At 71.7% G+C, this 14,771-nt stretch carries 9 protein-coding genes; 7 read left to right on the forward strand and 2 right to left on the reverse strand.

Annotated elements, in window-relative coordinates; all coding sequences use genetic code 11:
* The first annotated feature begins 282 nt into the window (after window positions 1-282).
* The 4 genes from AC0NH5_RS11045 to AC0NH5_RS11060 all read left to right on the forward strand — a co-directional run bounded on the left by AC0NH5_RS11045 (window position 283) and on the right by AC0NH5_RS11060 (window position 7,576).
* Window positions 283-2,262 (forward strand): tachylectin-related carbohydrate-binding protein, encoded by a 1,980-nt coding sequence (locus tag AC0NH5_RS11045; RefSeq protein ID WP_474402515.1) that lies wholly within the window; start codon window positions 283-285, stop codon window positions 2,260-2,262.
* A 112-nt stretch (window positions 2,263-2,374) separates the two neighbouring features.
* Complete coding sequence (locus AC0NH5_RS11050) at window positions 2,375-3,394, forward strand: LuxR C-terminal-related transcriptional regulator (RefSeq protein WP_474402516.1); 1,020 nt, start codon at window positions 2,375-2,377, stop codon at window positions 3,392-3,394.
* Between the two features lie 20 nt (window positions 3,395-3,414).
* Window positions 3,415-4,005, forward strand: a complete 591-nt coding sequence (locus AC0NH5_RS11055; RefSeq protein ID WP_474402517.1) for a hypothetical protein — start codon at window positions 3,415-3,417, stop codon at window positions 4,003-4,005.
* A 148-nt stretch (window positions 4,006-4,153) separates the two neighbouring features.
* Window positions 4,154-7,576 (forward strand): toll/interleukin-1 receptor domain-containing protein, encoded by a 3,423-nt coding sequence (locus AC0NH5_RS11060; RefSeq protein WP_474402518.1) that lies wholly within the window; start codon window positions 4,154-4,156, stop codon window positions 7,574-7,576.
* A gap of 9 nt (window positions 7,577-7,585) precedes the next feature.
* Here the strand turns inward: AC0NH5_RS11060 and AC0NH5_RS11065 are convergent, their stop codons facing one another.
* Window positions 7,586-8,926: a hypothetical protein gene (locus tag AC0NH5_RS11065; protein ID WP_474402519.1), complete on the reverse strand. Its 1,341-nt coding sequence runs from the start codon at window positions 8,924-8,926 to the stop codon at window positions 7,586-7,588.
* A 74-nt stretch (window positions 8,927-9,000) separates the two neighbouring features.
* Here AC0NH5_RS11065 and pdxY point away from each other — a divergent pair, with 74 nt between their 5' ends.
* Window positions 9,001-9,852 carry a pyridoxal kinase PdxY gene (gene pdxY / locus AC0NH5_RS11070; protein ID WP_474402520.1) on the forward strand — a complete coding sequence of 284 codons (852 nt, stop codon included), beginning with the start codon at window positions 9,001-9,003 and terminating at the stop codon, window positions 9,850-9,852.
* A 94-nt stretch (window positions 9,853-9,946) separates the two neighbouring features.
* Here pdxY and AC0NH5_RS11075 read toward each other — a convergent pair whose 3' ends face one another.
* Window positions 9,947-12,316 carry a sulfatase-like hydrolase/transferase gene (locus AC0NH5_RS11075; protein ID WP_474402521.1) on the reverse strand — a complete coding sequence of 790 codons (2,370 nt, stop codon included), beginning with the start codon at window positions 12,314-12,316 and terminating at the stop codon, window positions 9,947-9,949.
* A 171-nt stretch (window positions 12,317-12,487) separates the two neighbouring features.
* Here AC0NH5_RS11075 and AC0NH5_RS11080 point away from each other — a divergent pair, with 171 nt between their 5' ends.
* Window positions 12,488-13,336, forward strand: coding sequence for a formylglycine-generating enzyme family protein (locus AC0NH5_RS11080; RefSeq protein ID WP_474402523.1), 849 nt, complete (start codon window positions 12,488-12,490; stop codon window positions 13,334-13,336).
* 40 nt (window positions 13,337-13,376) lie between these two features.
* On the forward strand, window positions 13,377-14,648 hold the full coding sequence (locus AC0NH5_RS11085; protein WP_474402524.1) for a cation:proton antiporter domain-containing protein: 1,272 nt from the start codon (window positions 13,377-13,379) through the stop codon (window positions 14,646-14,648).
* Window positions 14,649-14,771 lie beyond the last annotated feature (123 nt).

Consider the following 14,771-nt stretch of genomic DNA (forward strand, 5'->3'; position numbering starts at 1 on the left):
CCGTGGCTGGCGAGGAGGGCGGATGCCGCAGCAGCTGCGGTTATCCGTGCCGCAACTCGCGGCCCCCGGCGCGCGACCCCGCCCGGCCCCGGCTCGCGGTCCGGGTGGGCGTTGCGCGGTGTGGGTGCGGCTAGCGCGGTGGCTTGGGGCGGCGGAGCAGGGTGACGCCGTCGTGCCGGGTGCCGGAGCGGTGCGCAAATGCGCAGTCGTCGTTGATGGCACTGACCTGCGTCTATAGCGTCGCGCGCAGGGAGAGACACGCGCTCGCACTTCGGGGGAGAAATGCGAAAATCAATCGGAACATCGGCCGCCGCCGCCGCCGCCGTCGTCGTCGCGGCGGCGCCGCTGGTGCTCGTCGTGTCCGGCCCGGCCCGGGCCGCTGACACCTTCACCTGCACCGGCAGCGCCACCATCTTCGGCGCCGAGCCCAACGGCAACCTGCGCCGCTACTCCTACACCTCACCCGGCACCACCAACACCGCCGGCACGGCGCACGGCATCGTCGGCGCCGGCTGGCAGGGGTTCGGCCGCATCCTGGGCGGCCCGGACGGCAAGGTCTACGGCATCAACTCGACCGGCGTGCACCGGTACCGCTGGAACGGTTCCGGCTGGGACAGCATCAACGGCGCCCAGAGCGAGAAGATCAGCGAAGGCTTCACCGAGTTCGCCGGAGCCGCGAGCCGCAACAAGATCACTATCGACAGTCGCGGCGACTTCTACTCCGTGGACAGCGGCGGGAAGCTGCGCTGGTCGCGGTACGACGAAACCACCAAGACGTGGCCGGTGCTCAACCGGGTCCTGGACACCGGCTGGGACCGGTACGACCTGATCGTCGCCGGCGGCCCCGGTGTGCTGTACGGGCGGGCGGCCGGCAACGGGTACCTCTACCGGCACCGTTTCGAGGCGACCAGCCAGCGCTGGATCAGCCAGAACATGCTGATGGGCAACGGCTGGGAGATGTTCGGCAAGGGCATCTTCTCGGTCGGCGGCGACACCCTCTTCGGGATCCAGAACAACGGCGACCTCAACCACTACCGCTGGCGCCCGGAGGAGCCGACCTGGCCGGTCGGCGGCACCCGGTTCGGTGTGGGCTGGCAGGGTTTCGCCAACACATTCGCGATCACGGACACCTGCCGGGTGGCCGAGCATGACGTGCCGCCGCGCACCGGCACCTCGGTGCAGCCGTTCTCGCCGACCGCGGTGGTGCAGGGGCCGGGTACCGGTACGGCGCTCGCGCCGATCGAGTACGTCTACTCCGACAACATCGGCCGGCTGCGGCACGCGCACCAGGACGATCCCACCATCTTCCGGGTGCAGTGGTCCACGATCGGCACCGACGAGGCGTTCACCGGCAAGCCGGCGCTGATGCAGAACGGTCAGGGCAACCTTCAGGTGATGGCGCAGAGCATCGGGAACGACGTCTGGTCGTTCACCCGGCCCGCCACGGCGAACGCCGGGTGGCAGGTTGGGCAGAACCTCGCCGGGATCATGGGCGGACGGCCGGTGACGGCCCGGCTCAGCGACAACACCACGGTCGTGTTCGCCACCGACGACCAGCGTTCCCTGTGGTTCCGCAGCCAGGACGGGCCGGCCGGCGACCTGCTGCCGTGGCGCAGGCTCGTCGGGCCGGCCCTGAACGACCTGGTGGTGGTGCCGGGTGCGGACCGGTCGGCGACACTGTTCGCCAACGACGCGAGCGGGTTGCCGGTGACCGCGAGCTACCGCGACGCCGGACTGTCCAGCTGGTCGCCGTTGGGTGGCATCACGCCGGCCGGGCCGCTCGCCGCGGTCACGCTGCCCGGGCGCCTCCTGCGGGTCTTCGCCCGGACCGCCGACGGCCAGATCCACACCCAGCTGCAGAGCTCGGCCGGCGGCGCCTTCCCGGGCCGGTGGAAGCCGGTGGGCACGTTCGTCGCGGCCGGACCGCCGGCTGCCGTGCTGGACCCGGCCGAGGGCCGGCTCGCGGTGGTGGCGCGGGGCACGGACAACGAGATCTACCGGGTGTTCGAGACGGCTCAGGGCACCGCCGCCTGGGGTGACTGGGCGCGGTTGAACGACGAGGAATCGGATCCGGCCGCCACCGAGCCGACGATCGCCGAGTTCACCGGCGCAAACGTGCAGTCCTACCTGGTCGTCTACCGCAATCAGAACGACGCCACGCGGGTCTACACCCGACGGCCGCCGTCGGGCAGCCTGACGCGGGCCGGTGGCCGCGCGGCGCCGGCCTTCGTCGCGCACACCCTGCCGGCGCCGCCGCGCTAGGCATCGACGTGTCTGATTCCCGATGCTGTTGCGCAGTTGAGCAGTCAATCGCGCGACGCTCTGGCCGAGGAGGGCGCCGGGATGGTTCCCTTCCGCGAGGAGGACGGGGGTCATGGCCACGATGGAATGGGAGACGGGGGCACGTCAGCCGGCGGCCACGCCACCGGCAGGTCGCTGGGGGCTGTCACCGCTGGCTGACGTGATCTATCGGACGCTGGTGCTGCTCGGCCCGGCGGGCAGCGCGCGCCTGTCGTGCGAGCTGGGTGTCGAGCCGGGCCGGATCGGGCGCGGGGTGGACGAGCTGATCGCGCTCGGCGCGCTCCGCCGGGCCGAGCCGGCCGGTGGGGAGACCTGCTGGGCGGCTCGCGAGCACCACGAGATCACCGCGATCGTACGACGCAGGCGCGCCCCGATCGCGCAGGCCGAGCACTGCCGGCGGCACGTCGCGGCAGTGGCCGGCCTGCACCTGGACCGCCTCCCGCCGGGCCGGGTGCGGGTGCTGCTGAGCCGGCAGCAGGCCCGGGAGCGCATCGCCGAGCTGGTGGCCGGCGAACGCGTCGAGCACCTGGCCATCAACACCGAGGACGTGATCAGCGCCGAGGCGGCCAGTGCCGGCGGCCCGCTCGACCGGTCGCTGATCGAGCGTGGGGTGCGCCTGCGGGTCCTCGGGCTGCCGCCCCGTGACGGCTCGCTCGCCACTCCCACGCCCGGCTCCGAGTACCGCGAGGCCCGCTCGCTGCCGTTGAAACTGTTCGTGTTCGACCGCCGGGTCGCGCTGTTCCCACTGGACCCGGACAACTTCAACGCCGGCGCTGTCGAGGTGGCCGACCGGGACGCGGCGGCGCACCTGACCCGGTTGTTCCGCCGGATCTGGCGGACGGCCGACGATCCGACCCGCCGGGAGGTGCCCGCCGTCGTGCTGACGAACCGCGAGAGGGCCATTCTCACGCTGCTGGCGGCCGGTGCCAGCGAGGAGGCAGCCGCCGCCGAGCTCAAGCTGAGCCGGCGGACGGTGGTTTATGCGATGCGCGCCCTGATGGACCGGCTCGGTGTGGAGAACCGGTTCCAGCTGGCGTTGGTGCTCGGCGCCGCCGGTGCGGTGCCGATCCCGGATACAGGAGAGAGAAAGTGACTCATACGGGGGTAGCGAAAGTGACTCGTCCGAGATGGCGCCCGGTCGCGGTGCTGACCGCGATCATCGCCCTGGTGTTCGCGCCGGCGCCGCCAGCGGCGGCCGACCCGCCGTTCGGCGGAGACTCCACGATCCACCCGTGGTTGATGGCGCCGTGCGTCGTGCCCCGGTTCGACGCCCTGGTGATCGACAACCACTTCGACCTGGTGGTGGTGACCGGCTCGGCGACGGAGTGCCCGCCGTCGGTGAACAACGGCGGCTTCCGGCTGGCCGGATATCTGCCGGGCGAGGCGGAGGGCGTGGGCGAGGGGTACAACGTCCGGCTGTTCCCACCGAGGTCGGACGCGCCGGCCGTCGTCCGGCCGTTCGGTGCCGCCGTCGTGCCGGCTGCGCCCGGTGACTACGGGGTCTGCCTGCTCGCCGGTGCTAATGAGAGAAGACTCTGCGCCAAGGTGTCGGTCTGGATCGACGAGGCCAAACAGCGGCGCACCGAGCTCAAGCCGATATCGGTCGACGATCGTCTGGTCGCCAAGAACGTCCGGCTGAAGCCGTACACCGGAAAGGTCTCCCCGCCCAGCGACCTCGGCGGCACGTGCGGATCCTGCTACTGAGAAAAGGCGTACGCCGCGGATCACCGGTCCACCGCCGGGTGCGGCGGACCGGCCCGTCGCGGTCACTGTGGCCGATGCTCTTCTCCTGAGGGCCGTCGGCGTGGAGAATCGGTCGCCGCCGATCATTGCCGACCACGGGGGACGAACCATGCCTTTTGACGGGTTCATCTCGTACAGCCATGCCGCCGACGGGCGGCTCGCGCCCGCGGTGCAGCGTGGCCTGCACCGGCTGGCGCGACCATGGCACCGCCGCCGGGCATTGTGGATCTTCCGGGATCAGACCGGGCTGGCGGTCACGCCGGGTCTGTGGTCGTCGATCCAGACCGCGCTGGACGGCTCTCAGTACTTCGTGCTGCTGGCCTCGCCGGAGGCGGCGCGCTCGCCGTGGGTGAACAAGGAGATCGAGCACTGGGTGGCCACCAAGTCACCGCAGCGGATCCTGCCGGTGCTGACCGACGGCGAGTGGCGGTGGGATGCCGCGGCCGGTGACTTCACCGACGACTCCACGGCGGTGCCGGCCGCCCTGCGCGGCGTCTTCGCCGAGGAGCCGCTCTATCTGGACCTGCGGTGGGCCCGCGACGACCTGCACCTGAGCCTGCGGCACGCGCGTTTCCGGGACGCGATCGCGCAGCTGGGGGCGCCGATGCACGGCGTCAGCAAGGACGAGCTGGAGAGCGAGGACGTACGCCAGCATCGGCGTGCCCGCCGGTTGTGGTCGACGGCGATGGCGACGCTGGTGGTGTTGGCTCTGGTGGCCTCGCTGACCGGGGTGCTGGCGATGCGCAACGCCGGGCTGGCCCAGGCCTCGGCGGTGGAGGCCCGGCGGCAGCAGGCGCACGCCCAGCTGCAGGAGGGGCAGGCGCAGGCAGCCGCGGCGGAGACCCGCCGGCAGGAGCGGCTCGCCGGCGAGCAGCGTGCGCTGGCGGACCAGGCGGCGGCGGACGCGACCCGGCAGCAGGAGAACGCGGGGAAGCAGGAGAAGAACGCCCGGCGCCAGCAGGAGAATGCGCGGCGGCAGCAGGAGAACGCCCGGCGCGCCGAGGAGGATGCCCGCCGTGCCGAGGAGGACGCCCGCCGCGCCGACGAGGATGCGCGCCGCCAGCAGGAGGACGCCCTCCGGCAGAAGGAGAACGCCCGGCGGTACGAGGAGGACGCCCGGCGGCAGAAGGAGGACGCCCGGCTCGCCGAGCAGGACGCGCGGGAGCAGCAGGAGAACGCCCGGCGCCATGAGCGGGACGCCCGGCGGCAGCAGCAGCTCGCGGACCAGGCGGAGGCCCGGGCCCGGCATCAGGAGAAGCTGGCGAAGCAGCATCAGGAACGCGCCGAGCAGGCCACCGAGGAACGGCGGCGGCAGGAGAAGATCGCACGCGAGCAGGAGCAGCTGGCCCGGGAAGCGGCCGAAGAGGCCCGCCGGCAGCGTGCGGAGTCGGCGCTGCAGCGGCGGATCGCGATCAACCAGCGGCTGATGGAACGGGCCCGCGGGATGATCGAATACGATCCGAAGAAGGCCCTCATGCTGGGTGCGGCCGCGCAGAAGCTGCACGCCGACGAGCGGACCCGGGACCAGCTCGGCCAGCTCGTCATGTCGACGCACTACGCCGGCGCCCTCGCCGACGTCGCCGATGTCGCCACCTTGGCGAACAATGTGCTCGTCACCGCGGACGCCGGCGGAACGGTGTCGCTGTGGGACATCTCCCACCCGGCGCGGCCGGTCCGGCTCGGCCGCGTGCCGGCCGGCGGGGCGGCTGCCAAGACGCTGGCGTCCAGCCCGGACGGGCAGACTGTCGCCGTCCTCGACGGGGGAACGGCCGCGGTGCTCTGGAACGTCAGCGACCCGGCCCGCCCGGCCCGGGTGGCGGAGCTCACCGACGCCGCCGGCATCGTCACGGTGGCGTTCAGCCCGGACGGGCGCACCGTCGCCACCGGCAACCGGGACAAGAACACCACGCTGTGGGACGTGCGGGCCGAACCGGGTCCAGCCGTGCTCAGCACGTTGCCGGCGGCGCACTCGCTGACGTTCGGCCCGGCGGGGAAGACCGCGGCCACCAGCGGCGCGACCGCCACCGTATGGAATCTCGCTGATGTGGCCAAGCCCGTCCAGCTCGCCGTCCTCGACAGCCCGCTCAGCACTTTCGTCCCCGACGGAATGGTCGCGTTCAACCCGAAGCACCCCGTGGTTCTCGTCGAGAACACCTACGGGGACCTCAAGCCCTGGGATCTGCGGGACCCGGCCAATCCGACGAGGGGCGTCGAGATCGAAGCGGCGACCGGAGACTCGAAGGTCACCCGGGTCGAGTTCAGCGCGGACGGGTGGACGGTGGCCGTCAGCGACTCGAGCGGAACGACCCGGGTGCGGAACCTCACGCTCGGTTCGCAGGCATGGACGACCGGGATGCAGGGCCGCGTCGCCGAGCTGGTCGGCCGCGACGGCCCGGTGCGGTCGTCGGCCCTGAGCCGGGACGGGAAGCTGCTGATCACCGCCGGTGAACGCCGGATGGCGAAGCTCTGGCGGGTCCGGGGCGCGTTCGCGCGCGATGCGGTCGCCACGATGGTCCGGCCGGCCCCCGCTGACGTCGTCGGGGTGGCGTTCGCCCCCGACGGGCGCTCCGTGCTCGTCGCGGACTCAGATGGATCGGCCGTGTCCTGGGACCTGGCCGATCCGGCGCGCCCCGTCGAGAGCGCCCCCCGGCAGCTGAACACCGGCTGGATCCAGCTGATGGAGCTCAGCAAGGACGGGCGCACCATGGCCGTCGCCGACATCGAGGGGACGGTGACGCTGTTCGACATGACCCGGCCGGCCGAGCCGGCGCGGCTGGCCACCATCACCGACACTGCCGACGTGTACGCGATCACGTTCAGCCCGGACGGGAAGATCCTGGCCGTCGGCCGGGCGGGCGGCAAGACGACCTTGTTCGGCCTGGCCGACCGGACCCGGCCGGCCCCGCTCGGCGAGGTCACCGACCGCGGCATCCTGGGTTCGATCGCATTCAGCGCGGACGGGCGCACCATGTCCGTCAGCGCGGGATACAACGTGACGCTGTGGAACGTGACCGTTCCCTCCGCGCCGGTACGCCACGCGGAGCTCTCCATGGACACCACCTCCTTCACGGCGGCGTTCAACCCGGACGGCAGCATGCTGGCCGTCGCTGCCGGCTTCGACGGGACGGTGACGCTCTGGGACATCGCCGACCTGGACCAGCCGCACCGGCTCGGCACCCTGAAAGGAGCCGAGACCGGGGTGCGATGGGTGGGGTTCAGCCCGGACGGCCGCACGCTGGCGACGGCCGGTCTCAGCGAGGCGCGGCTGTGGGAGGTCACTGATCGCATCACCCCGGTGCGGGTCGCCACGCTGGCGAGCGCCCAGCTCCGATCACGTGATCTGGCCTTCAGCCCGGACGGCCGCACGCTGGCGGCGGCCGGCAGCCGATCCGTCACGCTGTGGGATTACTCGGTGCCGGAGGAACTCCTGACCGACCCGGGCGCACAAGCCTGCATCATCACCGGTCGCGGCCTCACCGCCGAGGAATGGGCGCGCTATGTCCCGGAGCTCGAGCACGAGCCCACCTGTTGACCGGCACCGTCAGCCGGGGAGTTCCATGCGCGGGTCGTAACGTCCGTCGGCCAGCCAGCGGAGCATGTCGCCGGCGAGCCGGCGCAGGCGGCGCGGGTCGAACCGGTCGTCCGGAGCCCCGAACGGCTGGTCCGCGACGGCGAGGACCCGTGACAGCAGGCGGGTCCCGCCCCGGTGCACCATGCCCAGCTCGCCGTCGCCGGTGAGAGCCCACGCCGCCCCCGGCGCCTTCCGGATGACGACCGCACCGAGGTACGCCGTGAGCAGCTCCACCGTCACCCGGTACCACGGCTCGAACAGCACCCGGCCGGCCCGGATGTCCGAGCCCGTCAGCGTGCCGTACCACGCCGTCGGCAGGGCGGGCGTCTCGTCCGCGAAGGCGCTCCGGAACCGGTCGGGCATGCGGCGCATCCGCTTGCACACCTCGTCGAGCGAGTGCCGGGACTCGTCCAGCGGCACGCCGGTCAGCCGCTGCAATCGCGCGGTCCGTGCCGCCACGCCCGCCTGCCAGGCCTTCAGCATCGCCTCGTCGGCGACGCTGAGCCGCGGGTTGACCCCGGTGGTCAGCGGCGGCACCCCCCACTGCTCGACGAGCCCCAGCAGGTACGGCCGCTGTTGCGGCTGGGTGCGCTCGTAGGCGTGCTGATAGACCACATGCGCCTCCGGCAGCTCGCCGCGCGCGACGAGCACCCGGCCGTGCAGCAGGGCCTCACCGCTCGGGTACGGCCGGCGGCCGTCCGCCGCGACGGAGCGGTCCTGCCGCCAGCGGTCCAGCATGGCGTCCACGGACGGCAGCGCGTCCAGCGCCGGCAGCACCCGGCCGGTGATGACCTCCGTCAGCGCCCCGCCGTCGGCCAGATCGACGCTGTGGCGGGCGACCGTGGTGGGCGTATCACCTTCCGGCAGCGCGAGGCGGACTTCGGCCGTGACGGTGGCGGTGTGCCCGCCCGGCTCCCGGCCGAACTGGTGGTCGAGAACGATGGTGTGGGCGAGGTCGGCGTCCAGCACCCGGGTCAGCCGCCGGCCGTCCCGCCGGAATCCCGGTGCGAGACCGCCGACGGTCCGGGCCGCCTGATCCATCTCGGTCATCCAGGACCGCTGCTGCCCGGCCGCCCCGTCCCACCAGCGGCGCAGCACACTGGTCAGGTCCGCACCCGGCACACCGGGCGCGGTGATCTCGACGATCTCCCGCTCGACGTGCTCCACCCCGGTGATCCCGGGCACCGACGGGAGGAACCCGACCGCCTCCGCGACGAGGTCCTCGCGTTCGCTCGCGACGACCTCGTCGAACACCAGCACGTGCGACGCCGGGCCGTTGCTCTGCTCGGCGATGTGCCAGTCCTCATCCACGGCGGTCAGTATGCCGTCCGGCGTCACCGGCCATGACCCCGTGGACGCGCGGCCGGGTCCCCTAGGCTGAGGTCATGAAGGTTCTGTCCATCCAGTCGGTGGTCGCGCACGGCCATGTCGGCAACTCCGCGGCCGTGTTCCCGCTGCAGCGCATCGGTGTCGAGGTCGTCCCGATCCCCACGGTGAACTTCTCCAACCACACGGGCTACGGCGCCTGGCGGGGGCCGCTCATCCCACCGCCGGATGTCGCCGAGATCCTGCTCGGCGTCCAGGAGCGCGGGGTGTTCCCGCAGATCGACGCCGTGCTGTCGGGATATCAGGGCGGGGCGGGCATCGCCGACGTCATCATCGACGCGGTGCGCCGGGTGAAGGCCGCGAACCCCTCGGCCGTCTACGCCTGCGACCCGGTCATGGGCAACGCCAAGTCCGGGTGCTTCGTCGCACCGGAGATCCCGGTGCTGCTGCGGGACCGGGTCGTGCCGGTGGCCGACATCATCACCCCGAACCAGTTCGAGCTGGGGTTCCTGACCGGCACCGAGCCGGCGAGCCTCGAGTCGACGCTGGCCTCGGTCGACCTGGCCCGCGCGATGGGCCCGTCGACCGTGCTGGTCACCAGCGTGGAGCGGCCCGACCGGGCGGAGGGCACCATCGAGATGCTGGTGGCCGACGATGCCGGCGCCTGGCTGGTGAGCACCCCGCACCTGCCGTTCAAGGCGAACGGGTCCGGTGACGTCACGGCCGCCCTGTTCACCGCCCACTACGTCGGGACCGGGGACGCGGCGGTGGCGCTGGAGCGGACAGCCTCCAGCGTCTTCGACCTGATCGAGACGACCTACCGGTCCGGCGAGCGTGAGCTCCAGCTGGTGCCGGCCCAGGAGTTCTACGCCACGCCGCGCATGCAGTTCAGCGCCGAGCGGGTCCGCTGAGCCCAGCCCTGTCCGGGCCGGGCGCATCGACGTACCGGCCGCCCGCCGAAGAGCAACGCGACCGGGTAGTTCTCGCCATGGCGAGGCTGCCCGGTCACTGCCGGGCCATCGCCACCCGCAGACGCTCGTCGGGGTGAACCAGGTGGTCGTGGTCGTCGTCGCCGAGGTCGATACGGACCCAGCTGATGCGGCCGGTGAATCGGCTGCTGTCGGTGGTGTAGTCGGTGGTGACGGTGGTGCCGGACTCGTACCCGATGTCGGTCGTCTCGTCGGCGGAGAAGATCATCGGCTGGGTCGCTCCGACGCGCCCCGCGCCGACGCGATTGCCGTCGTGGTAGAGGGTGACGTCGCCGCCCTTGGCGAGTCCGCCGCCGTCATAGGCGAACTCGGCACGCACCTGATGTGTGCCGGCCGGGACCGGAACGTCGGCCTGGGCAGTGAACCGGTGGATGCCGAGCACGTTGTAGGTGAACGTGAGCCGACTGTCCCGGACGTGGACGGACCACCCGCCGAACCGGCCACCCTGCGCGATGATCACACCGTCGGCGCCGCTCGCCGGCACCTCGACCTCCGCGGTGACGGTGAACGACTTGTTCTTGATGCTGACCACGCTGTTCTCCGACAGGCGTCCCATGCCGGGATAGAGGACCTGGGAGTTCCCGCGGATCAGCGTCGGCCGTCCGGCCATGCCCGCATCGAGCCGCTCGGCCGTGCGGTCGTCGATGGGGAGCACGTTGTACTTCGTCGCCTCGATGAGCCAGAGCCGTTGCAGCTTGGCGAGCATCTCCGGGTGCTTGGCGGCCAGGTTGTGCGCCTGGCTGTAGTCGCCGTCCTCGTAGAGTTCCCACACGTCGTCGTCGAAGGCCGGCAGGTCTCCACCGACCATGACCCAGGGGGTGCGGTGTTTGGTCACCGCGGTCCAGCCCCGGAAGTAGACACCCCGGTTGGCGAACATCTCGAAGTACTGCAGGTCGTGGCGCTCCGCCGCCTCCGCCTCAGCGAAGGTGTACCGCATGCTGGTGCCTTCCATCGGCGACTGCTGCACACCGTTGACGACAGTGGGCTCGGGCAGCCCGGCGGCTTCCAGGACGGTGGGCGCCACGTCGATCACGTGGGTGAACTGCGGGCGCAGACCTCCGCGCTCGGTGATGCCGGCCGGCCAGTGCACGATGGCGCCGTTGCGGGTGCCGCCCCAGTGCGACGCCACCTGCTTGGTCCACTGGAACGGCGCGTTCATCGCCCAGGCCCAGCCCACCGAATAGTGGTTGTACGAGCTCGGGGTGCCGAGCTCGGGCATCTTGCTGACCAGGAACTCCGGTGTCTCCAGCTCCGCCATGCCGTTGAAGTTCGCCATCTCGTTGAAGGCGCCGTTCATGGTGCCTTCGGCGGACGCGCCGTTGTCGCCGACGATGTAATAGATCAGCGTGTTGTCCAGCGCGCCGAGCCCGTCGATCGCGTCGATCAGCCGGCCGACCTGATGATCGGTGTGCTCCAGGAACCCGGCGTAGACCTCCATCTGCCGGGCCAGCACCGGCTTGAGCTGCTCCGGCATGTCGTCCCACGCGGTGATCTCGGCGTGCCTGTCGGTCAGCTCGGCGTCCGGCGGGATCACTCCCAGCTCCTTCTGCCGCGCGAACGTCCGCTCCCGCTGCACGTCCCACCCGTCGTCGAACCGGCCCCGATAGCGGTCGGCCCAGTCCTGCGGCACGTGGTGCGGTGCGTGTGTCGCCCCCGGCGCGAAGTACATGAAGAACGGCTTGTCCGGCATCAACGCCTTCTGCTGGCGGACCCAGTTGCACGCCCGGTCGGCCAGGTCCTCGGTCAGGTGATATCCCCGTTCGGCGGTCGCCGGCGGCTCGACCGGGGTGGTGCCCTCGTACAACGCCGGTTCCCACTGGTTGTTCTCGCCGCCGATGAAGCCGTAGAACGTCTCGAATCCGCCGCCACCCGACGGCCATCCGTCGAACGGGCCCATCGGCGACGACTGCCAGACGGGGACCTCGTGACACTTGCCGAACTGTGCGGTGGAGTACCCGTTCAACTTCAAGGTCATCGCCAGCGGCGCCTTCGTGTTCGGCCGTACCGAACTGTTGCCCGGCGCCGAGGTGGCGGTCTCGGTGATGCTGCCCATGCCCACCGAGTGATGGTTGCGCCCGGTCAGCAGCGCGGCCCGGGTGGGCGCGCAGAGCGCGGTCGTATGGAAGCGGTTGTACCTGAGCCCGCCTCCGGCCAGTCGCTCGGCTGTGGGCGTCCGGCAGGGGCCGCCGAAGACGCTCGACGCGCCGAACCCGACGTCGTCCAGGAGGACGATCAGCACGTTCGGCGCCCCCTCGGGTGGGCGCAGCGGCTCGATCGGCGGGAAGGCGGTGTCCGGGTCCTTGGCGTCATAGGTCGTCAGGCCGGGGGACGGCCGGTCCGGGATCGGCAGCATCGTGCGGGCGTGTCGATCAGGGGCGTTGGCCATCTCGTCCTCCAGCAATTCCGCGCGTCTGGGCCCGATCGTCCGGCAGCCGCCCGGAGCCGCCATCACCCGAGCGGGATGAAGACGGCCGCATTGCTCTGACCAGAGAATCGCTGGGTGCGCCCGGGTCCCGGTCCACATCGGCAAGCGACGGTCGTTGAAGAGGTGTGGCAGATGACCGAGGTGGTCATGCTCGAGGGCGGAACGTTCCGGATGGGCAGCGACGACGGGTACGCCTACCCGGAGGACGGTGAGGGACCGGTCCGGTCAGTACGGGTGGCACCGTTCCGGATCGCGGCCACCTGCGTGTCGAACGCGGAGTTCGGCGACTTCGTCACGGCGACCTCCTACGTCACGACAGCCGAGCGGCACGGGACGTCGTTCGTCTTCGCCGGGCTGCTCCCGGACGACTTTCCGCCCACACGCGCGGTGGGCGCCGCGCCGTGGTGGCGCGAGGTGCCCGGCGCGTCGTGGCGGCGTCCCGAGGGCGGCGACTCGACGGTGGACGACCGGGCCGGCCATCCGGTCGTCCACGTCAGCTGGGACGACGCCCAGGCGTACTGCCGATGGTCGGGCCTGCGACTGCCGACGGAGGCGGAGTGGGAGTACGCCGCCCGTGGCGGCCTCGACGGTATGCGCTTCCCGTGGGGAGACCAGCTGCGACCGGGCGGGGAGCATCGGATGAACGTGTGGCAGGGCGACTTCCCCGTCTGCAACACCCGGGCCGACGGGTACCTCGGCACCGCCCCGGCTGACGCCTACCCGCCGAACGGTTACGGCCTGCACAACATGACCGGCAACGTCTGGGAGTGGACCGCCGACCGGTTCAGCACCACGTGGCATGCCGACACGCAACGGAAGAATCCGGCCGGCCCGGCGACCAGCGATCGACGGGCCCTGCGCGGCGGGTCCTATCTCTGCCACTCCTCCCACTGCCGGCGCTATCGGGTCTCGGCCCGGATGGCCAACACCCCGGACAGCAGCACGGGCAACATCGGTTTCCGGTGCGCCCGCGACGCGTAGCGGCCGGTCCATCTCTGTTGAGCACCGCCAGGAGGCGAGCATGGAAGCGGCCGCGATCGCCCTGGTGATGCTGGCCGTCTTCGGCTGGGGCCTGACCTCGGCCCGGCTCGGCCGCGCCGACCTGAGCGCCCCGATCGTGTTCGTCTCGCTCGGCCTGCTGCTCGCCGAGGGCATGAAGGTGATGGAACCGGAGTTCACCCGGGAGTCGGTCAAGGTGCTCGCCGAGGTCACCCTCGTCTGGGTGCTGTTCGCCGACGCGTCCCGGGTCGGGCCGCGCGAGGTCCGCGCCGACGCGGGGCTGTACACCCGGCTGCTGGCGGTCGGTCTGCCGCTCACCATCGCCGGCGGGGCGCTGCTGGCCATGCTGCTCTTCGACGGCCTCGGCGTCTGGCTCGCGCTGCTGGTCGGCGCCGCGCTCGCGCCGACCGACGCGGCGCTGGGCGCCACGGTGATGACCGACCCGGCCGTGCCGCACCGGATCAGGCGGGTGCTGAACGTGGAGAGCGGCCTCAACGACGGCATCGCCACGCCGGTGGTGACCGTCGCCATTGCCGGCGCCGCTGCCGCGGAGGCCGTGCAGGGGGTGCCGGGTCCGGGTGCCGCCGTCGTCGACCTGGCCGTCGGCGTCGCTGTCGGCCTGCTCGCCGGCCTGCTCGGCGGCCGGGCGATGCGGGGCGCCCGCCGGCGGGGGTGGGCGTCCGGGGAGTTCGCCGGCCCGGCTGTGCTCGCGCTCGCGGCCGGCTCGTACGCCGGCACCCTGTGGCTCGACGGCAACGGCTTCGTCGCCGCGTTCGTCGCCGGCCTCGCCTACGGCCACTTCGCCGGCCGGGGCGGCGCCGCGGAGGTCTTCTACGTCGAGCAGACGGCGGGCTTCGTCTCGCTGATCACCTGGCTGCTCTTCGGTGCCGTCGCCGTGCCGATCGTCCTCGACCGGGCGGATTGGCGGACCGTCGGGTACGCCGTGCTGAGCCTCACCGTGGTCCGCATGGTTCCGGTCGGGCTGGTGCTGCTCCGCTCCGGACTGTCGCTGCCGACCATCGCGTTCGTCGGGTGGTTCGGCCCTCGTGGCCTCGCCTCGATCATTTTTGCCCTGATCGCCGTGGAGGAGCTGCACGAGGGCGCCCACAGCGTGGTGGCGGTCATCGGCATGACCGTGTTGCTCAGCGTCTTCGCCCACGGGCTCAGCGCGAAACCCCTCGCCGGCCGGTACGCGGCGACGATGACTCACGGCGCGGAATCGGCTGGCGGGAACGAAGATCACCACCTTGCGGTACGCGGATTGCACCCCCGCTCGCACGACGGGACGGAGTGAAGTTCCGTAACCCGGGACACGCGATGGCAGACATGGTGTCCGTCGCGGATGTCCGTCCGGTGTGGCGTACTACCCGTGAGGCAATCATTACGTTATGAGGGCGGAGGATTCGATGCTTCCTCC

This window comes from Actinoplanes sp. 13 (assembly GCF_056134165.1).

Coding starts and splice junctions, on each gene's coding strand:
- AC0NH5_RS11075 (WP_474402521.1), bottom strand. CDS start 12,316: ATGGCCAACGCCCCTGATCGACACGCCCGCACGATGCTGCCGATCCCG.
- AC0NH5_RS11045 (WP_474402515.1), top strand. CDS start 283: ATGCGAAAATCAATCGGAACATCGGCCGCCGCCGCCGCCGCCGTCGTC.
- AC0NH5_RS11050 (WP_474402516.1), top strand. CDS start 2,375: ATGGCCACGATGGAATGGGAGACGGGGGCACGTCAGCCGGCGGCCACG.
- pdxY (WP_474402520.1), top strand. CDS start 9,001: ATGAAGGTTCTGTCCATCCAGTCGGTGGTCGCGCACGGCCATGTCGGC.
- AC0NH5_RS11060 (WP_474402518.1), top strand. CDS start 4,154: ATGCCTTTTGACGGGTTCATCTCGTACAGCCATGCCGCCGACGGGCGG.
- AC0NH5_RS11080 (WP_474402523.1), top strand. CDS start 12,488: ATGACCGAGGTGGTCATGCTCGAGGGCGGAACGTTCCGGATGGGCAGC.
- AC0NH5_RS11085 (WP_474402524.1), top strand. CDS start 13,377: ATGGAAGCGGCCGCGATCGCCCTGGTGATGCTGGCCGTCTTCGGCTGG.